At 42.6% G+C, this 18,956-nt stretch carries 19 protein-coding genes; 8 read left to right on the forward strand and 11 right to left on the reverse strand.

Annotated features, from left to right (window positions below):
- Window positions 1–378: 378 nt before the first annotated feature.
- Window positions 379–1,203 carry a hypothetical protein gene (locus EAE92_RS09690; RefSeq protein ID WP_214067934.1) on the forward strand — a complete coding sequence of 275 codons (825 nt, stop codon included), beginning with the start codon at window positions 379–381 and terminating at the stop codon, window positions 1,201–1,203.
- A 77-nt stretch (window positions 1,204–1,280) separates the two neighbouring features.
- Here the strand turns inward: EAE92_RS09690 and EAE92_RS09695 are convergent, their stop codons facing one another.
- The 3 genes from EAE92_RS09695 to EAE92_RS09705 form a co-directional block, all read right to left on the reverse strand.
- Window positions 1,281–2,579, reverse strand: a complete 1,299-nt coding sequence (locus EAE92_RS09695) for an HAAAP family serine/threonine permease (RefSeq protein WP_214067935.1) — start codon at window positions 2,577–2,579, stop codon at window positions 1,281–1,283.
- 815 nt (window positions 2,580–3,394) lie between these two features.
- Entirely contained in the window at window positions 3,395–4,003 is a 609-nt protein-coding gene (gene ybjG / locus EAE92_RS09700) for an undecaprenyl-diphosphate phosphatase (RefSeq protein ID WP_214067936.1), read from the reverse strand.
- A 526-nt stretch (window positions 4,004–4,529) separates the two neighbouring features.
- Entirely contained in the window at window positions 4,530–4,790 is a 261-nt protein-coding gene (locus tag EAE92_RS09705; protein ID WP_214067937.1) for a GrxA family glutaredoxin, read from the reverse strand.
- 159 nt (window positions 4,791–4,949) lie between these two features.
- Between EAE92_RS09705 and EAE92_RS09710 the strand changes: the two genes are divergently transcribed.
- The 3 genes from EAE92_RS09710 to rlmC all read left to right on the forward strand — a co-directional run bounded on the left by EAE92_RS09710 (window position 4,950) and on the right by rlmC (window position 7,044).
- Window positions 4,950–5,282 (forward strand): YbjC family protein, encoded by a 333-nt coding sequence (locus EAE92_RS09710; RefSeq protein WP_246545113.1) that lies wholly within the window; start codon window positions 4,950–4,952, stop codon window positions 5,280–5,282.
- Window positions 5,283–5,373: 91 nt separating this feature from the next.
- Window positions 5,374–5,886: a type III secretion system chaperone family protein gene (locus tag EAE92_RS09715; protein WP_046395495.1), complete on the forward strand. Its 513-nt coding sequence runs from the start codon at window positions 5,374–5,376 to the stop codon at window positions 5,884–5,886.
- A gap of 24 nt (window positions 5,887–5,910) precedes the next feature.
- Complete coding sequence (gene rlmC, locus EAE92_RS09720; RefSeq protein ID WP_214067938.1) at window positions 5,911–7,044, forward strand: 23S rRNA (uracil(747)-C(5))-methyltransferase RlmC; 1,134 nt, start codon at window positions 5,911–5,913, stop codon at window positions 7,042–7,044.
- 54 nt (window positions 7,045–7,098) lie between these two features.
- Here rlmC and artM read toward each other — a convergent pair whose 3' ends face one another.
- The 5 genes from artM to EAE92_RS09745 form a co-directional block, all read right to left on the reverse strand.
- Window positions 7,099–7,767 (reverse strand): arginine ABC transporter permease ArtM, encoded by a 669-nt coding sequence (artM, locus tag EAE92_RS09725; RefSeq protein WP_036814655.1) that lies wholly within the window; start codon window positions 7,765–7,767, stop codon window positions 7,099–7,101.
- Window positions 7,767–8,483, reverse strand: a complete 717-nt coding sequence (artQ, locus tag EAE92_RS09730) for an arginine ABC transporter permease ArtQ (RefSeq protein ID WP_214067939.1) — start codon at window positions 8,481–8,483, stop codon at window positions 7,767–7,769. The genes artM and artQ overlap by 1 nt, the downstream gene beginning before the upstream one ends.
- Window positions 8,484–8,497: 14 nt before the next feature.
- Entirely contained in the window at window positions 8,498–9,232 is a 735-nt protein-coding gene (gene artJ, locus EAE92_RS09735; RefSeq protein ID WP_214067940.1) for an arginine ABC transporter substrate-binding protein, read from the reverse strand.
- A 19-nt stretch (window positions 9,233–9,251) separates the two neighbouring features.
- Complete coding sequence (gene artP / locus EAE92_RS09740; protein WP_214067941.1) at window positions 9,252–9,980, reverse strand: arginine ABC transporter ATP-binding protein ArtP; 729 nt, start codon at window positions 9,978–9,980, stop codon at window positions 9,252–9,254.
- Between the two features lie 243 nt (window positions 9,981–10,223).
- Window positions 10,224–11,123 (reverse strand): LysO family transporter, encoded by a 900-nt coding sequence (locus EAE92_RS09745; protein WP_214067942.1) that lies wholly within the window; start codon window positions 11,121–11,123, stop codon window positions 10,224–10,226.
- A 341-nt stretch (window positions 11,124–11,464) separates the two neighbouring features.
- Between EAE92_RS09745 and macA the strand changes: the two genes are divergently transcribed.
- Together macA and macB are read left to right on the forward strand one after the other, a co-directional pair.
- On the forward strand, window positions 11,465–12,580 hold the full coding sequence (macA, locus tag EAE92_RS09750; protein ID WP_214067943.1) for a macrolide transporter subunit MacA: 1,116 nt from the start codon (window positions 11,465–11,467) through the stop codon (window positions 12,578–12,580).
- A complete protein-coding gene (gene macB, locus EAE92_RS09755) occupies window positions 12,580–14,523 on the forward strand; it encodes a macrolide ABC transporter ATP-binding protein/permease MacB (RefSeq protein WP_214067944.1) in 1,944 nt (647 codons plus the stop codon). Before macA ends, macB begins: the two co-directional genes overlap by 1 nt.
- Before the next feature lie 83 nt (window positions 14,524–14,606).
- Here the strand turns inward: macB and cspD are convergent, their stop codons facing one another.
- The gene (gene cspD / locus EAE92_RS09760) at window positions 14,607–14,828 is read right to left on the reverse strand and encodes a cold shock-like protein CspD (protein WP_036814644.1); all 222 of its coding nucleotides are present in this window, start codon (window positions 14,826–14,828) and stop codon (window positions 14,607–14,609) included.
- A gap of 343 nt (window positions 14,829–15,171) precedes the next feature.
- On the opposite strand from cspD, the gene clpS reads away from it, so the two are divergent.
- Window positions 15,172–15,492: an ATP-dependent Clp protease adapter ClpS gene (clpS, locus tag EAE92_RS09765; protein ID WP_214067945.1), complete on the forward strand. Its 321-nt coding sequence runs from the start codon at window positions 15,172–15,174 to the stop codon at window positions 15,490–15,492.
- A 31-nt stretch (window positions 15,493–15,523) separates the two neighbouring features.
- Window positions 15,524–17,800, forward strand: coding sequence for an ATP-dependent Clp protease ATP-binding subunit ClpA (clpA, locus tag EAE92_RS09770; RefSeq protein WP_214067946.1), 2,277 nt, complete (start codon window positions 15,524–15,526; stop codon window positions 17,798–17,800).
- A gap of 83 nt (window positions 17,801–17,883) precedes the next feature.
- Here the strand turns inward: clpA and infA are convergent, their stop codons facing one another.
- On the reverse strand, window positions 17,884–18,102 hold the full coding sequence (infA, locus tag EAE92_RS09775) for a translation initiation factor IF-1 (protein WP_002211347.1): 219 nt from the start codon (window positions 18,100–18,102) through the stop codon (window positions 17,884–17,886).
- 156 nt (window positions 18,103–18,258) lie between these two features.
- Window positions 18,259–18,951, reverse strand: coding sequence for a leucyl/phenylalanyl-tRNA--protein transferase (aat, locus tag EAE92_RS09780; protein WP_214067947.1), 693 nt, complete (start codon window positions 18,949–18,951; stop codon window positions 18,259–18,261).
- Window positions 18,952–18,956 lie beyond the last annotated feature (5 nt).

Raw genomic sequence — 18,956 nt, forward strand, 5'->3', positions numbered from 1 at the left:
TTATAAAAAAAACTTTTCTTTATGAAGTATTGGTCTATTATTTAAAAAACTCAATAGTAAATAAAATAGCCATGCAAATAACTATTTCAATATTAAGGCTAAATTGTATTAGAGCAATTTTCTATTTATCAATAGAAGAATGTTATTAGAAATAAAATAATTAGAATTCATTATTCTATTGAATATAGACGTAGATTGCTTATTCTTGGCAGGGAGTTAATATGTGCATTTAGTGCCTTAGCAGTAACATATTTGAGATAATGTCTGGGAGGTAGTTATCAATTGGCATGACAATATAGCGTTAAGTCGTTGTTGGAAAAATAATTATCGTTTTCTAATGGGCGTATAGGCTCACTGTTCTATGATGAAGGTGGTTATATGTCATATCTTGATCCGTTAGCGCTTTCTATCCGTTTCGGAAATCGCAATAACTTAAGTACTGACAAGCGATGGACGGATAAGCCTAATCCTCTCCGTATGCTTAATCAGGAGCAATTTACTTACATTTATGAAGATAGTTTGCATTTTCTTTATGGTCGATATAGATTCAACCCAAGTAATGGACGCGATAATATTTTGACCGATATACAGGTGTCGAAAATCAAGACTGGGAAATATATTGATCAATATGGTCATGATGAACAGTATGAAGTTCTTGGTCTCCTTGGCGGTATGGGAACATTTCCTTTACATTCAATATTCGGTACGTTCAGAACAGAAGAAGTCGATCTGATTAGTTACTATTTTTATATTGCATATGTATTGACGGGTAATTATTCCGTTCATAATCGTTATTTTTATCAAGGTTATCCAATGGGTCCTAATAACGATGAGGGGTTAGATTATCATCTTATGTGGAATGCCGTTGATATCATTCCGCCGCCGTATAAACCGGGTTTACCACGATATTTCCCGCTGATTAACGGTTATATTCTCTTTCCTTCAACAACCGAGGCTGTGGTTATCTCTAATATTCCTACCGATGCTAGATTTATCCGTCTTGAACAGACAGGCAATAGGTTTCCTTTTACCGGGGAGATTGCGACCAAGACGCCTTATATCCTGACAGATAAGTTGCGGCAACAATGGGACGAAGAAGAGGAGCAGGGGGTGCCAATAGACGAACGCGGATATTTTAACGAGGACGATTTATGGCAATATGATGAACAGCGAGGGGATTGGGTGAAATGGAGGGAAGCTTAAATTTTTCCGCCGGTTAGTTTATGTCATTAATTCGGCTGCTGTTCGTTTAAAGAGAACAGCAACCAAGTCGTGTTTATCTATGCAAACAGTGAATAGAGGACCGCGGAGATAGCAACCAATCCCATAAAGATGACAAATAGGTTACTTAGCTTGCCGCCATATTTGCGCATTGCAGGAACTTTGCGGATTGCATACATTGGCATAATGAACAGCAGCATTGCGATAATAGGACCGCCCAATCTTTCGATCATTTCCAAAATACTTGGGTTCAGAGTCGCAACAATCCAAGTCGTGACTAACATGAAAATGGACGTGATACGATTCAGCTTTTTAGGCTCAATAGTTTTGCCTTGGTCACGCAACGTCTTAATAACCATACCATTAAAGCCTTCACGCGCTCCCAGATAATGACCAAGGAAAGATTTGGTAATGGCTATGAATGCAATAAACGGAGCAATGTAGGCAATCACTGGCGTATTAAAGTGGTTAGCCAGATAAGACAGGATAGAAATATTTTGTGCTTTGGCTTCCGCCAGGTTTTCTGGAGACAGGCTCAATACGCAGCTAAATACGAAGAACATCACGGTGGCGACCATCATGATATGGGCGTATGCCAGGATGCGGGAGCATTTTTTCTCAGCATTCTCACCGTACTCTTCACGTTTTGCCACGGCAAACGCCGAGATAATTGGCGAGTGGTTGAAGGAGAATACCATTACCGGGATCGCCAGCCATAGCGTAATAAGCAGCCCATGACTTGCGCCTGATGCAGAGACGGTGATGTTTTCAAAGATTGCGGTGTTCCAATTAGGGATCAGATAGAACGCCAGCAGCATCAAAACAGCAACAAATGGGAATACCAGCACACTCATCGCCTTAACAATAGCCTGTTCACCGAAACGGACGATGGTCATTATACCAATGATTAGGATCAGAGCCAGCAGGGCGCGAGGAGGTGATGGCAGATGTAATTGGTGAACAATAAAGCTGTCTACGGTGTTGGTAATAGCAACGCTGTAAACCAACAGAATCGGGTAGATAGCGAAGAAGTAGAGCAGAGTGATAAGTTTGCCTGCCAGGTTGCCAAAGTGCTCTTCTACGACTTCGGTAATATCTTCACCTGGGTTTTTACCAGATAGAACGAAACGACACATCCCGCGATGGGCGAAGAAAGTCATTGGGAAAGCCAGCAGCGCCATCACCAGAAGAGGCAACAGGCCGCCAATACCAGCGTTGATGGGTAAGAATAATACACCGGCGCCAATCGCGGTGCCGTATAAGCCAAGCATCCATACTGTATCTGATTTACGCCAGGTTTTATAATCGCTTGGGCTGGTCGCCTGCGATGCGATTGTACCTGTTTGAGTCATGTCCATAGTTATCTCCGAGAATAACGCGGTAAATTAAAAAATGAAATTACAATGCCGCAAGTATGCAATAAATGCAAATATATGTGGCCTAACTCTTTCTTTATAAAAAATAAATTCTTTAAATATCTTTGGTGTTTATTTAAACGTTTTTATTACCACATTAACATCTTGGTCGAAAATTGGACTTTAAATTAACAGTCCAAAATTTTCGCTTTACTTTCTTTTTTGAAAGAAAGTCTGGAAATTTTAAGACCAGACTTTTGATAGCGGCAAGATAGCGATTTTTAGTGAATAGTACCGTGATCATAGTCTCAAATGCGGAATATATCTCGAGAAGTCATCATGTTGCGAGATTTAGTGTAATTGTTGCCTAAATATTGCGAATTTTAATGAGGTCAAATTATAACCTCAATTCTCCCATTATTCAACTCTCATTATTATCTTATGTTTCTGTTATTCCCTGTCTGTTTGTTTACATATTAATGAGTGGAAATAACAAATAGAAGGAATGGTTAATAAGTTGATAAATATCAATTTGTTACTGGATTTTAAAAATAAATATCTTTGATGTAATATTTGTATTTTTGTGAAAGAGATATATATAACCAGGATAATAGATTAATGGCATCAATAATATGCATGAAAGATGTACTCACTATACTTTGATCAAGTCTTAATAATCTCCTTCGTTGTATATCTATTTACATAGTGATTTATACAGATTTATTGATTTATATGAAAATCGTTGAGCTGAATTTAAGCGCAAATAAATGTTAAAATAGGGTTTGTTTATCTCAAGTTATTAAGTTGCGTTTATGTTACTAGCTTTTTATCCAGCCTTTACGGATAGGAAAAGCGCAGCAACGTTGGTACAGTCTGTTCAATCTTTTTTGTAAACTTTCACCAGACAGGCTCCATATTATTTGCGCAAAAGCGCATCCCATTAGGCTGACGATAAATGCTCCTACCATATCCATCGGCCAATGAACGCCTAAATAGACTCTGGCCCATGCGATAGCCAGTGCAATTGCCATCATACATAAGCCTGGCCAAATCCTATACCAGAACAAAAAGGATAAAGCGAAAGTGAAGACAGTTGTTCCGTGATGACTTGGGAATGAGGTTGTTGGTGCGTGAGGAAGAAAATTATAACCAAAACCTTCTGCAAAAGGGCGGTCGTGAGGGCAGAGTAAACCGATACTGTATGAGGTTAGCATGGCAAAACAGAAGGCAATGGTGGTTTTACTGACGATAGTCCGATGATAAGGGAGAGTACGCTCTGAACCCCAGAACCAGAAACTAACCAATGTTAGAGGGAAAATAAGAACCAGATATTTTGCAATGAACACCGCCATTGCAATCATGGCTGGTGATGATTCAGGTGTAGCATTGAAAAAAGTAAACAGATCATGATTTATTTGTTCTAACAAATCGGGCCTCACATATAGTCACTTATGTACATCACGATAGTCGGACGCAAGAGAGTAAAGTTGGCCGCCTTGTGAGTAAAGCGTAATTGTTGTGTTATTTATGTTTGGTTTATATTTCCGTCAAGGAAATATCTGGCAGTCATCATGATAAAAATCAGACAACCTATTGATATATATGATGATAACCTCTGGGTTATTGAAGTAATGGTACAAGTGGTTAATAGTTTGAACATCTGTAGAATCGGTTATGTGTTTATGAGAAGCATGTTCTTCAAACGATAAAAAAACCCGATAGTCTTGAACCAAAATGGATGACTATCGGGTTCCTCAATATTGGGATATCAAAGAAAAGCAGTGGCATTAACTCAGACTACGATTTGGCAAGAAAGTTCTTCGTGATAAGAAAAAAAATCAGATTTTTTTTCAGTTTGATGAAAATAACATTTTTTGCACAAATCAACCGAGTCCACTACGGCTAATAATCAACGGCGATTTTTACCACAACAAAGCAGAACGGGAAGTTCGATTATTGTAGCAGTTGGTGTTCCTTCACGTATGCTTCGAAGTCTGTGCAGCCACCAATATGTTGCTCGTCAACGAAAATCTGTGGAACAGTTTCTACGGGTTTACCAACCGTTTTTTCCAAATCGGCTTTAGTAATACCTTCTGCGTGAATATCAACATAACGGAAGTCAAAGTCATCACGTTGTTCTTTCAGTCGTTCCGCCAGCTCTTTCGCGCGGACACAGTATGGGCAGCCAGGACGACCAAAAATCACAGTAAACATATAAACTCCTCTTAGTTATATTAAAATAATGCGGTTTGATGTGTTGTTCATGCTTATTTGAACGCTACTATGCCTGCATAGATCTGTAAAAAAAAGCAGAAATTGCCTTTTGTTTTAATTCAACATACCAATTTTGGTAACAGAGTTTCCGGTAGTATAATGCAGCGTCAGGTTGTTAGAGAGGATGTGATGAAAAGTCATCAAAGCAGTATGAGTTCATTGGCAGATATGCCAAAACAGGTTATCCTGCTGGAAATTGTCGGCATTGGCTGCTTGCTCCTAGCATATTTGACTATTAATGATATTGTCGTCTTAACAGATTTACTAATGACGCCAGAAGCACATGTTGTTATGATTTTCACCGGCGTGGGCTGTTTGGTCCCTGCTGCGGTTAATATCATTTGGCGTGCAGTGTTCGGTCTCTCTTTTCTGGGAATTGATCATAAAAAAGAGAGTAAAAATAAGGCAGAAGGTAGTGATAACGGTAGATAAAAATAATTTATCAGTTATTGGTGATAGCGCGATAAAGAATTATTTCGTAAGCTATAGCGCTTTTTCATTTTCCGTTGTATGGGGTTGTTAGATGAGTTCACTTGTCATTCCTGACTTATCGGTATTGCGTGAGTGGTTGGATCAGCTCAAAATTTCTTACTTTGAGTGCGATTCATGCCAAGCGCTGCATCTACCTCATATGCAGAATATTGATGGTTTATTTGATGCCAAAATTGATCTGTTAGACAATGTAATCCTGTTTTCCGCATTGGCTGAAGTTAAACCAACCGCCATTATTCCTCTGATGGCTAATCTAAGCCAGATTAATGCCAGTTCCCTGACAATCAAGGCTTTTCTTGATATTCAGGATGAAAATTTACCGAAATTGGTGGTGTGTCAATCTTTCCTTATTTCAGCCGGGCTGACTTTTTCCCAGTTTTCTCATTTCTTGCAACAAAGCGAAGAGCAAATTGCAGGTGTGATTTTTGAAATTCACAGTAATAACTTGCTGTATATTAATCGTGATATCGAAATCGAGGGTGACATTGAAGAGGAAGAAGAAGCACAAGCTTCTGCTAAGGCGCCGACTTTTACTTTGCACTAATATTTCCAACACGGTCATCCTACAATGCAATGTACGCATTATTCTGCGGGGCATTGTCACTCTTGTCAGTGGCTTGAAAAACCCTATTCTCAGCAGTTAGAAGATAAACAGCAGAATCTAAAACAGTTATTATCTCAAACCTTTGTGAATCAATGGTTACCTCCAATCGCCAGCCAACCAGGCGCCTTTCGTAATAAAGCCAAAATGGTCGTCAGCGGCAGTGTAGAACGCCCATTACTAGGTATGCTGCATCGTGATGGCACGGCGGTTGATCTGTGTAATTGTCCCCTCTATCCAGCGCATTTTCAGCCTGTATTCGATGTTGTTAAATCGTTCATTGCTTATGCCGGGTTGACGCCGTATAACGTTGCTCGTAAGCGGGGTGAACTAAAATATTTGTTGCTGACAGAAAGCCGTCATAGCGGTGAAATGATGTTGCGTTTTGTACTGCGTTCTGAAACGAAAATTGCTCAATTGGAGCGAGCCTTACCCCGATTGCTTGAGCAATTGCCGCAGCTTACGGTGATCTCTGCGAATATTCAGCCGATCCATATGGCGATCTTAGAGGGGGAGAAAGAGATCCTATTTACTGAGCAAAAAGCGCTCAAGGAACAGTTCAATGGCATTCCGCTTTACATCCGTCCACATAGCTTTTTCCAGACTAACCCGAAAATGGCTTCTGAATTGTATGCGACAGCAGGGTGTTGGGTTCGTGAACTGAAAATCAGTAGCATGTGGGATCTATTCTGTGGTGTTGGGGGTTTTGGTCTGCATTGCGCAGATAAAAACACCTGTTTAACCGGAATCGAAATCAGCCCCGAAGCCATTGATTGCGCCCGTGATTCGGCAAAAATACTGGGTTTGGAAAATATCGAGTTTCAAGCTTTGGACTCGACAAACTTCGCCGTGGCGAAAGAGCAAATTCCGCAATTGGTTTTGGTAAATCCGCCTCGCCGGGGAATTGGTAAGGGGTTGTGCGATTATCTCAGTAAAATGGCGCCGGATTATATTCTTTATTCAAGCTGTAACGCTCAGACAATGGCGAAAGATATTGCGGCACTCGCCAACTATCGTGTAGAAAAGACACAGTTGTTTGATATGTTTCCCCATACCGAGCATTACGAAGTTTTAACGTTATTGAGGTTAAGTCACGATTAAATAACCAAAGAATATGTGAGGAATGGGGGTTCTACAAGAACCGCCCTATCCCGTTTAGTTATGGCGCTCAAAAGCGAGTGCACGGCGTTCAATCATCCGCATCAGCAAAGTCAGGATGCCGTTAACACATAGATAAATCACCCCTGCGGCGATAAAAACCATCACATCATAATTACGGCCAAATAGAAGCTGACTGTATCCCATGACTTCCAGCAAAGTAATCGTACTTGCGAGAGAAGTACTTTTGAAAATCAATACGACTTCGTTGGAATAGGAGGATAACGCCCGTTTAAAAGCATAGGGCAGCAGTATCCGCATAGATTGTGCTTTAGACATGCCCAAGGCTTGACAGGATTGCCACTGACCGGTAGGAATGGCTTTTACTGCGCCATAGAATAGCAGAGTAGAATATGCCGCACTGTTAAGCGCCAGCGTTACCATTGCGCACAGCCAAGGCTCAGACAGTAATTGCCAAAGCCACGGGTACGCTTTTATGGCTGGAAATTGCCCAGGTCCGTAATAAATCAGAAAGAACTGCACCAGCAAAGGCGTACCGGTGAACAGAGTAATGTAGGTTTTTACCAGTTGTGTCAGTACCGGCAATTTCATGGTCAGAACCATAGTGAACAGAACGGACATCATGAACGCAACAAAAAGCGCTGTGACGGTCAGGCTCAGACTGGTTGTCAGCCCCGGCAAAATCTGTTGAATATACTCAAGCATCAGGAAACACTCCGATCAAAGCGGGTGGTATGCATCTCAATTTTCTTTAGAATAAATTGACTGAGTAGAGTGATAGCCAGATAGATAAGCGCCACAATCATATACCAAGTGAAAGGCTCCTGAGTGCGTGTGGCGATACTTTTGGTTTGCTGCATCAGATCATTCACACTGATAAGCGATACCAGCGCGGTATCTTTCAACAAAACTAACCACTGGTTGCCTAGCCCTGGTAGAGCATGTCGCCACATTTGGGGCATGATCAGGCGGAAAAATATTGCAGCGCGACCAAGACCCAATGCTTGACCAGCTTCCCATTGACCGGCAGGAATGGCTTTTATCGCACCACGGAGTGTCTGGGATGCGTAGGCAGAGTAGAGTAGGGAAAGGGCAATGACGCCACAAAGAAATGGGCTGGCATAAAAGTCTTGAATATCTATCTGAATCTTGGGATGCCAGAAGATAAGATAAACATCAAAGCCATCAGCCAGTGTCATGAGAAGTTGTGATGCGCCGTAGTAGACGAACAGCACGACCAAAATTTCCGGCAATCCTCTGAACAGAGTGACCCAACAGGTGCCAAGTATGGCGAAGGGTTTCCAGCGGGCTGATTCCCAGGCGGCAAATAGCATGGCTAAAATCAGACCAAGCACTAATGCGGATACGGCAAGGCCGACGGTGATGCCGGCGGCGCTTGTTAGAGATTGGAATTCATTCATGGAGATTCAGTGACTTATTTAAACCATTTTTTATAGATGATGTCATAAGTGCCATCTCGTTTAATGTCAGCGAGAGCTTTATTCAGCTTATCTTGTAGCGCTTTGTTACCCTTACGAACGGCAATCCCTAAACCGATGCCAAAGTAATTTTTGTCGGTGACTTTGTTACCGATGGTATTTAAATTTTCATTCTTTTTCAGCCACTCGTTAACAACGGCAGTGTCGCCGAAAACGGCGTCCAGACGGCCATTTTTCAGATCCAGAATCGCATTCTGATAGCTGTCATAAGGAACGGTTTTAATCTCTTTTCGTTGTTCCATCAGATACTTCTGGTGAGTTGTCCCATTCTGGATACCCACAAGTTTGTCTTTCAGCTCTGCGACGCTGGAGACTTTACCTTTAACGGAAATAAAAACCGCTGAATTGTCGTAATAAGTGTTAGTAAAATCAACCTGCTTTTGGCGCTCAGGAGTGATATCAATACCGGCGGCTAAAGCGTCGAAGCGACGGAATTTCAGACTGGGGATCAGGCTGTCAAAGGATTGGTTAGTGAAGGTACATGTTGCGTTAATTTTCTCACAGAGAGCATTGGCCAAATCGACATCAAAACCCTGAATTTTATTATTTGCATCGATGTACTCAAACGGAGGATAAGTGGCTTCTGTGGCAAAACGAATAGTCTCTTTTTCCGTGGCGGTTGCAGATAAAGTTACTGTGCCTAGGAGGGCCGCAAAAAGTAGTTTTTTCATCGCTATATCCTATTAATAGTTAGTGTGATAGATAATTAGCAAAGGCTTTGGTTTGTGGTTGGGTAAAGTGGCTGATATCACCTTGTTCTACAATGCGGCCGTTTTCCATATATACGACACGGCTTGCGGCCTTGCGAGCGATTTCCACTTCATGGGTAACGATAATCTGTGTAATGCCCGTTGCAGATAATTCATGGATGATGTTAACAACCTGTGCTGTAATTTCTGGGTCCAGTGCTGCGGTTGGTTCATCAAATAATAAAACCTGTGGTTCCATCATTAATGCGCGTGCGATAGCAACCCGTTGCTGTTGTCCTCCAGATAAATGTTGTGGGAAGCGGCCGGAAAAATCATCTAAGCGCAAACGGGAAAGGAGCTTATTCGCTTTTTCCTGTGCTTGTTGCTTGGATAAACTTAATACGCGACAAGGTGCTTCGATCAGGTTATCCATAACAGTAAGATGCGGCCATAAGTGATATTGCTGAAAAACCATACCTACATTCTGGCGTAGAGAACGAATCTCCTTTGTTCCTGGCGTTTGTTCGAAATTGAATTGATGATTAGCAATATGTAACTGGCCGGATCGTGGTATTTCCAGCAGGTTTAATACTCGCAACAACGTACTTTTACCTGCGCCGCTTGGCCCTAGCAAAACCATCGTTTCCCCTGGAGAACACTCAAGATTAATATCAAACAGTGCTTGATGGACGCCGTAATAGCAATCAATGTTTTTTAATTGAATACTCATGCTTTAATTCTGAATAGTCAGTGGTTTAGTCAGATGCTAAACCCGTTGGCATAATTATGCAACATCTTATGCGCAGAATATTATTAATTGATATTTCAATTACATACCTGATTAACGCGCTCTGTTTCCTCCTTGTACAGTTTTACAACAAAAGCTTATTTATTCTGTTACCATGCTGAGGAAAGATGAAGCGTCTGAACCGTTATTTATGACATCAAGTATTAATTGTGGCTCAAATTCTGGTTAAGTAAAGAATGCCATCAGCAAGGGCGCTAGCAAACTCAGCACAAAACCGTGGACTATCGCTGCCGGAACAATACTGACTCCACCACACCGTTGTAATATCGGCAAAGTGAAATCCATGGAAGTCGCACCGCTTAACCCTATTACGCTTGAGCGATATCGATTAATCAAAACAGGAATTAGCATAATTACTGCTAGCTCACGCGCCAAGTCATTAAAGAATGCGGCACTGCCGATTACCGGCCCGTAAGCATCAGAAAGTAAGATACCAGAAAGGGAATACCAGCCGTAGCCGGAAGCCAATGCTAAACCTGTTTTCACTGGCAGCCCAAGGATAAGTGCCGCAATCGCACCGCCGGCAAGCGCACTGATCGCGACAATAATTGCAATAATCATACCTCGGCGGTTTAGCAATATTTGTTTCAGGTTCATACCGCTGTTACGTAATTGAATACCGACAAGTAATAGTAAAACGATTAAGGCAATTTCACTAGCATGATTGGAGAAGCGTAGCCATGACCAGCCAGTGAGTCCAAATAGGAAACCTAAAATCAGCACGCCGCATAATTTCAGTGATTCAAAAATCATATGCAAACGGGAAGGGGGCTTTTCTTGTTTATGTGGACTAATAACCCAAGGATCGCATTTTTCAAGAAGGAATAGCGCTAGCATATTAGCTGTAAAAATACATAAAAAAAATGTCATCGCGTATTGAAAGATAGAGAAGAGGTTACGGCCTAAATCGTCCAACAAAGCCAGGCTGGTTCCCATTAAAAACAGAATGACATAGACCATCGCGTTAAGAAGGCGATGAATAGCATTTAACAATGCTTTATTATTCAAATGGATAAGATAGCCTAGCGTTAACGGCAAAAGAATGATCAGCAGCCCAGAGTACATAATTAACATCCTGTAAAACAGTTAATGTCTTTTTATCCAAATCTAGTATAAAAATCGGTTGTAAAGACTTTCAAAAATGGTTGTAAAGACCATGAAAATAAAAGATAACAATTTTTTTACATTAAGAGAATAGTCAGGATAGAGAGAAATATGCTATTGCTCAAAGAATTTTTTATTCTTAAGGTGAGTGTGTTATTAATGAATTGCAATGGGTATAAAACGTAAAAAGAACGGCATCTATCTGGAATGAGTAGAAGTCCTCGGTTTTCAAAGTAAAGTATTGCAAGAAAATCAGTTTTTACCATTTCTCTGAATCCAATGCTTAATATGGTGATATTTAAATGAATTTTATTCGTCCGAAACGTCGATGGGTTGTATTGTTAGCTATTGCGGCTGTTATCACATTGGTTCTGGGGTATTTTCTACATGGGACGGAAGCGATTAAATATCAAACAGTTACTGCCATTAAAGGTGATTTGGAAAAGAATGTATTGGCAACAGGGAAACTGGATGCGGTCAGAAAAGTAGATGTTGGCGCACAGGTAAGCGGTCAGTTGCAGAATTTGTATGTTGAGGTGGGTGATAAGGTGACAAAAGGCCAGTTATTGGCATTGATTGATCCTAAGCCAGCGCAAAACCAGGTTAAAGAAGTTGAAGCCACGATCAGAGAGTTGAATGCTGATCTGATAGAAGCCAGGGCGCAATTGAAATTGGCGCGGCTTACATTACAGCGTCAGAACAATCTGGCAAAAGTGCAGGCGGTCTCGCTCCAGGAATTGGATCAGGCTAAAACGGATGTTGAAGTGAAAAGAGCGAAGGTAGAAACTTTATTGGCGCAAATCAGTAAAAATCAGGCCAGCCTTGATACTGCTGAGACGAATTTGCAATATACCCGGATTACCGCGCCAATGGATGGTATCGTTGTCAATATCAAAACGCTTCAGGGGCAAACAGTCATTGCGGCACAGGAAGCCCCGACCATTCTGACGCTGGCTGATTTGGGCACGATGTTAGTAAAAGCAGAAGTATCAGAGGCAGATGTTATTTACCTGAAACCGGGTCAGAAAGCTTCTTTTACCGTATTAGGCGCCCCGGATAAAAATTTTCCAGGGGTGTTGAAAGATATTTTGCCGACGCCAGAAAAGATTAATGATGCAATTTTCTTCTATGCCCGTTTCGAGGTGGCTAATCCTCAGCAACTTTTGCGTTTGCAAATGACCGCCCAGGTGAAAATTCAACTCGATTCCCATCGTGATGTGTTAATGATCCCAATCTCGGCTCTGGGTAAACAGATTACGCCAACCCGTTATGAGGTGGATATCCTGAATGGAGATAAAGAAGAGAAACGAGAAGTGACCATTGGCGTGCGCAATGATGTGAATGTACAAATTCTGTCTGGTCTGAAAGAACATGAGCAGGTGATTACTGGTCTTAGTGATGCAGCAGGGGATGAGTAATGAATGCGCTACTTGAGCTGAAAGGTATAGAGCGCAGCTATCCCGCGGGTGAGCAACAGGTAAAAGTACTGGATGATGTCACCTTGTCTATTTACGCCGGTGAGATGGTTGCGATTATCGGCGCGTCAGGCTCGGGTAAATCGACACTGATGAATATTCTTGGATGTCTTGATCAACCTAGTAATGGTGAATACCGGGTCGCGGGACAGAATGTTGCTGAACTGAGTAATGATGAATTGGCCGCACTGAGACGGGAGCATTTTGGCTTTATTTTTCAGCGTTATCATTTACTGACTCATTTAACCGCTGAACAGAATGTGGAAATTCCCGCTATTTACGCAGGAGCCGCTAAAGCGGCACGTCGCCAGAGAGCAATCGAGTTGCTTGGTCGTTTAGGGCTTGAAGAGCGAATTGACTATCAGCCGGGGCAGCTCTCAGGCGGACAGCAGCAGAGGGTCAGTATCGCCAGGGCGTTGATGAATGGCGGTCAAGTCATTTTGGCTGATGAACCAACCGGAGCGTTGGATAGCCATTCTGGCGAAGAGGTGATGGCAATCCTCAAACAACTGTGTGAGCAGGGGCATACCGTCATTATTGTCACTCATGATCCAAAAATTGCAGCGCAGGCACAGAGGATTATTGAGATCAAAGATGGTCGCATTATGAGTGATTCTGGCACACAAGTGAGTAGAAAAATCACTAAAACTCCGTCGTTAACGTCAAAAATATCGTCAATACGCCAGACCCTTGGGCGGTTTAATGAAGCTTTATTCATGGCATGGCGGGCGATGGTCGCCAACAAGATGCGAACTTTACTGACCATGTTGGGGATTATCATTGGTATTGCTTCTGTCGTGACTATCTTGGTTATCGGAGATGCGGCCAGGGCATCGGTGTTATCCGATATTAAAGAGATTGCGACCAACACTATTGATATTTATCCGGGCGAAGATTTTGGCCTTGATGATCCAGCCAATATGCAAGCGCTGAAAATAGAGGATGCCGACGCGATTAAAGCGCAGCCCTATATTCTGGCGGTTTCACCGGAAATTGAGGGACAAATGCGCCTTCGTAAAGGGAACATTGATGTTGCTTCGAGGGTGACTGGCGTGGGTGATGAGTTTTTTCAAGTTTATGCTCTGCGTTTTTCCCAGGGAATGGGATTCTCATTGGATATGATACGCCGTCAGGGGCAAGTTGTGGTTATTGATAAAAATGCCCAGCGTAAGCTGTTTCCTCACCAGAAAAATGTGATTGGAGACGTGATCTTGGTGGGTAATATGCCGGCCACAATTGTGGGAGTGGTATCTGATAAGAGAGCTACATTTGGCAGTAGCAAATCACTGCATGTCTGGTTGCCTCATAGCACGATGACCAGCCGTCTGATGAACCGAAATTATCTGGATTCAATTACTGTCAGAATAAAGGATGGTTATAACTCTAAGGATATAGAAAAGAAGATTGTTCAATTGCTCGCTTTACGCCACGGGAAAAAGGATATTTTCACCTATAACGTGGACATGATGGTAAAAACGGCGGAAAAAACGGCTCATACTTTACAACTGTTTTTGACGATGGTGGCGGTAATTTCGCTGATAGTTGGCGGTATTGGCGTGATGAATATTATGTTAGTTTCGGTGACTGAACGTACGAGAGAGATCGGTATCCGTATGGCAGTAGGCGCCAGAACCAGTGATGTGATGCAGCAGTTTCTGATAGAGGCTATTTTGGTTTGTCTGGTTGGCGGTGTTTTGGGCATTGTACTCTCTTATACGATTGCATTGATTGCACAACTGGCGCTGCCTGGTTGGCATTTTGTCTTCCAGCCGATAGCCTTACTCAGTGCTTTCGCCTGTTCTACCGCAATTGGCGTGATATTTGGATTTCTACCTGCCCGTAATGCTGCTCGGCTTGATCCGATAGAAGCGTTGGCAAGAGAATAAGCGGAAATGAAATAGTGTTACGCCGCAGGCAATGACCGGCGGCGTGTGAATAATACCTGGTTATGACCCACAGGCCAGGCTATTTAGCCTTTGGGTTCGTTTTCAAGGGGAACAATAATACTGGCATGATTTCCCTTTGGGCCTTGGTGAACGCTGAAATTCACCTTCTGGCCCGCTTTCAGCGTCCGGTAACCGTCCATCTGAATGGTTGAGTAATGAGCGAATATATCTTCTCCGCCGCTTGCCGGGCAAATAAACCCAAAGCCCTTCGCATTATTGAACCACTTAACAGTACCTGTCTCCATACTTCTACATCCCTCGTTTAATAATTTCGGTTGAGATGAGCCATTAATATAACAGTTGTAAACAATCACATGTAATCAGTGACATTATCTATGTTTGTTCACAAAACATACTGTAGTAAAAATCAAATTCTCGTCAAGCACAGAACAAATGTCTGGTTGTTTTGAATGACTAAAGTTTGATATAGATAACGATATGAGTTTCGTTCATTCACTTTTATGCCGAGTTTTCATAGGGGAATAGTCTGTGGTAAAAGGAGTTGCCCAGAGAATGATAAGATAAACGGCAACATAATTTATTTGCTGGTCGTAGTTGGTATTAGAGATTAATCCTGTTGGGAAAATAATGAGCGAGTATCATAACAGTTTGAAAACTAAGGAATCTGTTAAGGATGAACGACAGCAAAAATTGCAGCCGCCGTCAATGTATCAGGTCATTCTTAACAATGATGATTACACTCCGATGGAGTTTGTAGTTGACGTATTACGAAAGTTCTTTTCTTATGATATTGAACGGGCAACGCAATTAATGTTGGATGTCCACTATCAAGGGAAGGCTGTTTGTGGGGTTTATACTGCTGAAGTGGCAGAAACTAAAGCGGCTCAGGTAAATATGTATGCCAGGGAGCACGGGCATCCATTACTTTGTACGCTGGAAAAAATCTGACCAGGTATACTGATTTTAGGGGGAGGTGCCTATGCTCAACCAAGAGCTTGAACTTAGTCTTAATATTGCCTTTGCTAAAGCACGGGATAACAGACACGAGTTTATGACTGTGGAGCACCTATTGCTGGCGTTGTTAAGTAATTCATCAGCGCGTGAAGCATTGGAAGCCTGCAAGGTCAATCTGGCTCAATTGCGTAAGGAGCTGGAGAATTTTATTTCACAAACGACACCGTTGTTACCTGAAAATGATGAGCGGGAGACTCAGCCGACGTTGAGTTTTCAACGTGTTCTTCAGCGCGCGGTATTTCATGTTCAATCTTCTGGGCGTTCAGAAGTTTCTGGCGCTAATGTGCTGGTGGCTATCTTCAGCGAACAGGAGTCTCAAGCTGCCTATTTGTTGCGTAAACATGATGTTAGTCGTCTGGATGTGGTTAATTTCATTTCTCATGGAACGCAAAAAGAGGACACTGAATCGGATCATCAGGAGACAGGCTCGCAATCTGCGGAAGAGCACTCTACAGGTGAGGATCGGTTGGAAAATTTCACAACTAATCTGAATCAACTCGCTCAAAGAGGGCAGATTGATCCATTGATTGGCCGTCAGGATGAGTTGGAAAGAACAATCCAGGTGTTGTGTCGTCGTCGGAAAAACAACCCATTGTTAGTCGGGGAGTCGGGGGTCGGTAAGACCGCCATTGCAGAAGGGTTGGCATGGCGGATTGTGCAAAAAGATGTACCGGAAGTGATGGCTAATTGTACGATTTATTCGCTGGATATTGGTTCATTGCTGGCGGGAACTAAATATCGTGGTGATTTTGAGAAGCGCTTCAAAGCATTGTTAAAAACCCTTGAGCAGGATAAGAAAAGTATTCTATTTATAGATGAAATTCATACCATTATCGGTGCAGGCGCCGCGTCAGGGGGGCAGGTCGATGCGGCTAATCTGATTAAGCCATTGTTATCTAGTGGACGTATCAGAGTGATTGGTTCTACGACCTATCATGAATTCAGTAATATTTTTGAAAAAGATCGGGCGTTAGCGCGTCGTTTTCAGAAGATTGATATTGTTGAGCCTTCACCCGAAGAGACGGTACAGATTATTAAAGGGTTGCGGCCAAAATATGAGGCGCACCATGATGTACGTTATACCACGAAAGCGATCCGCGCTGCGGTTGATTTATCAGTGAAATACATTACTGATCGCCACTTGCCGGATAAGGCGATCGATGTAATTGATGAAGCCGGGGCGCGTACCCGTCTGGTGCCGGTTAGTCGCCGTAAAAAAACGATTAATGTGTCGGATATTGAATTCGTCGTTGCCCGGATTGCCCGTATCCCTGAAAAAACTGTTTCTGCCAGTGATAAAGATGTCCTGAGAACACTGGATGAGCGGCTGAAAATGTTGGTATTTGGTCAGGATACCGCGATTGCGGCATTGACCGAGGCCATTAAGATGAGTCGTGCAGGGTTGGGGCAGGATAATAAACCGGTGGGTTCTTTCCTGCTTGCAGGTCCGACAGGCGTGGGGAAAACGGAAGTCACCGTACAGCTTGCTAAAGTGCTGAATATCAAATTATTGCGTTTTGATATGTCAGAATATATGGAGCGCCATACCGTAAGCCGTTTAATTGGTGCGCCGCCGGGATATGTTGGTTTTGATCAAGGAGGATTGCTTACAGATGCTGTGATTAAACATCCTCATTCAGTATTGCTGCTTGATGAGATTGAAAAAGCACATCCGGATGTATTTAACCTGTTATTACAGGTCATGGATAACGGTACTCTGACTGATAATAACGGCCGCAAAGCGGATTTTCGTAACGTCATTTTAGTCATGACAACGAATGCGGGAGTACGTGAAACACAGCGCAAGTCCATTGGATTTAAGCAGCAGGATAACAGTTCTGATGCAATGGAAGAGATTAAGAAAGTGTTTACACCGGAATTCCGTAACCGTCTTGATGGCATCATCTGGTTTAATACGCTTTCTATCGAGGTTATTCAACAGGTAGTTGATAAGTTCATTGTCGCCTTGCAAGCACAATTGGATGACAAAGGCGTTTCGCTGGAGGTCAGTGCGGATGCTCGTCAATGGTTATGTGACAAAGGCTATGATAAAGCAATGGGTGCTCGACCAATGGCGCGGGTTATTCAGGATAGCTTGAAAAAACCGTTGGCAAATGAGCTTCTGTTCGGCTCATTAGTTCACGGTGGCTCAGTAAGTATTGGCTTCGATAAGGCAAAACGCGTACTGACCTACGATTTCAGCAGTGCGTATAAGCAGAAGCCAGAAGATGTAGTGCACTAATAAAGAGCGACACCACAGGTGAAAACAACGTTGTTAAATACAAAGTTGCTACCTGTGGTGTAATACCTGAAAACGGTAATGAATCAGCGGCTACGGAAGACGATACGGCCTTTGCTCAGGTCATATGGGGTCAGCTCAACTGTAACCTTGTCGCCTGTCAGGATGCGGATGTAGTTTTTACGCATTTTACCTGAGATGTGAGCAGTGACTACGTGCCCGTTTTCTAACTCAACGCGGAACATAGTGTTTGGTAGCGTGTCTAGCACGGTACCTTGCATTTCAATATTGTCTTCTTTGGCCATCTAATCCTCTAAGTTTAATAACCATCGTTTTTAACGGGCAAGATAATGCCGAAAAACCCTCATTATGTAAAGGAATGTTGTATTTTAACCCGTTATTTTGCAAATGGTGCATGGTGATATTTACGTTATCATCAACATGAATCGGTCAAATGTTGATTATAATTCCAGTACTTGTTGTGACCAGCAACCGGGTTTTAATGACCGATTTCTGAATTGATAAAGATACTGAATAAATTCTTCTCTGGAGATCTCTTTTGCGCCTAATGACGCTGTGTGATGGTTAAGCACTTGGCAGTCCAGTAGTTCACCGCCGTGTCGCAGAAAATGGTGATAGAAAGCAATAAGCGCACATTTGGATGCATTTTCCATTCTGCTAAACATAGACTCTCCACAGAATAGTGTGCCGACGCCGACACCGTACAAGCCGCCAACAATCCGCTCATTGTGCCAGACTTCTATTGAATGCGCTTGTCCTGCTTGATGTAATTTTTGATAACCTTGTTGGATATCCCGGCCTATCCATGTTCCTTCCTGCCGTTGAGCGCAGAAATAAACTACCTGTTCAAAGGCATGATTCACCGTAATACAGTATGGATCATTGCGCAGAAACCGGCGTAATGTTCGGCCGATATGCAATTCACCGGGAATGATTACCGCACGCGGATCGGGAGACCACCAAAGTGGCGCTTCGCTGGGTAAAAACCAAGGAAAAATGCCTTGATGGTAAGCTGCATTTAATCGTTTAGCGGATAAATCGCCTCCTATCGCCAGTAGACCATTAGGCTCCGTTAATGCTTCTTTCGGATGAGGGAAATCATATGAATCATCATTCAGTTGAATTATTGGCATCGTGT

This window comes from Photorhabdus hainanensis (assembly GCF_018448965.1).
Classification (GTDB): Bacteria; Pseudomonadota; Gammaproteobacteria; order Enterobacterales; family Enterobacteriaceae; genus Photorhabdus; species Photorhabdus akhurstii.

Bases quoted from the DNA above. Each gene is read 5' to 3' on its own strand.
- EAE92_RS09710 (WP_246545113.1), top strand. From the start codon at position 4,950: ATGCAGCGTCAGGTTGTTAGAGAGGATGTGATGAAAAGTCATCAAAGC.
- artM (WP_036814655.1), bottom strand. From the start codon at position 7,767: ATGCTTGAGTATATTCAACAGATTTTGCCGGGGCTGACAACCAGTCTG.
- macB (WP_214067944.1), top strand. From the start codon at position 12,580: ATGAATGCGCTACTTGAGCTGAAAGGTATAGAGCGCAGCTATCCCGCG.
- clpA (WP_214067946.1), top strand. From the start codon at position 15,524: ATGCTCAACCAAGAGCTTGAACTTAGTCTTAATATTGCCTTTGCTAAA.
- macA (WP_214067943.1), top strand. From the start codon at position 11,465: ATGAATTTTATTCGTCCGAAACGTCGATGGGTTGTATTGTTAGCTATT.
- EAE92_RS09695 (WP_214067935.1), bottom strand. From the start codon at position 2,579: ATGGACATGACTCAAACAGGTACAATCGCATCGCAGGCGACCAGCCCA.
- artQ (WP_214067939.1), bottom strand. From the start codon at position 8,483: ATGAATGAATTCCAATCTCTAACAAGCGCCGCCGGCATCACCGTCGGC.
- aat (WP_214067947.1), bottom strand. From the start codon at position 18,951: ATGCCAATAATTCAACTGAATGATGATTCATATGATTTCCCTCATCCG.
- EAE92_RS09705 (WP_214067937.1), bottom strand. From the start codon at position 4,790: ATGTTTACTGTGATTTTTGGTCGTCCTGGCTGCCCATACTGTGTCCGC.
- artJ (WP_214067940.1), bottom strand. From the start codon at position 9,232: ATGAAAAAACTACTTTTTGCGGCCCTCCTAGGCACAGTAACTTTATCT.
- infA (WP_002211347.1), bottom strand. From the start codon at position 18,102: ATGGCCAAAGAAGACAATATTGAAATGCAAGGTACCGTGCTAGACACG.
- cspD (WP_036814644.1), bottom strand. From the start codon at position 14,828: ATGGAGACAGGTACTGTTAAGTGGTTCAATAATGCGAAGGGCTTTGGG.
- clpS (WP_214067945.1), top strand. From the start codon at position 15,172: ATGAGCGAGTATCATAACAGTTTGAAAACTAAGGAATCTGTTAAGGAT.
- EAE92_RS09690 (WP_214067934.1), top strand. From the start codon at position 379: ATGTCATATCTTGATCCGTTAGCGCTTTCTATCCGTTTCGGAAATCGC.
- artP (WP_214067941.1), bottom strand. From the start codon at position 9,980: ATGAGTATTCAATTAAAAAACATTGATTGCTATTACGGCGTCCATCAA.
- EAE92_RS09715 (WP_046395495.1), top strand. From the start codon at position 5,374: ATGAGTTCACTTGTCATTCCTGACTTATCGGTATTGCGTGAGTGGTTG.
- EAE92_RS09745 (WP_214067942.1), bottom strand. From the start codon at position 11,123: ATGTACTCTGGGCTGCTGATCATTCTTTTGCCGTTAACGCTAGGCTAT.
- rlmC (WP_214067938.1), top strand. From the start codon at position 5,911: ATGCAATGTACGCATTATTCTGCGGGGCATTGTCACTCTTGTCAGTGG.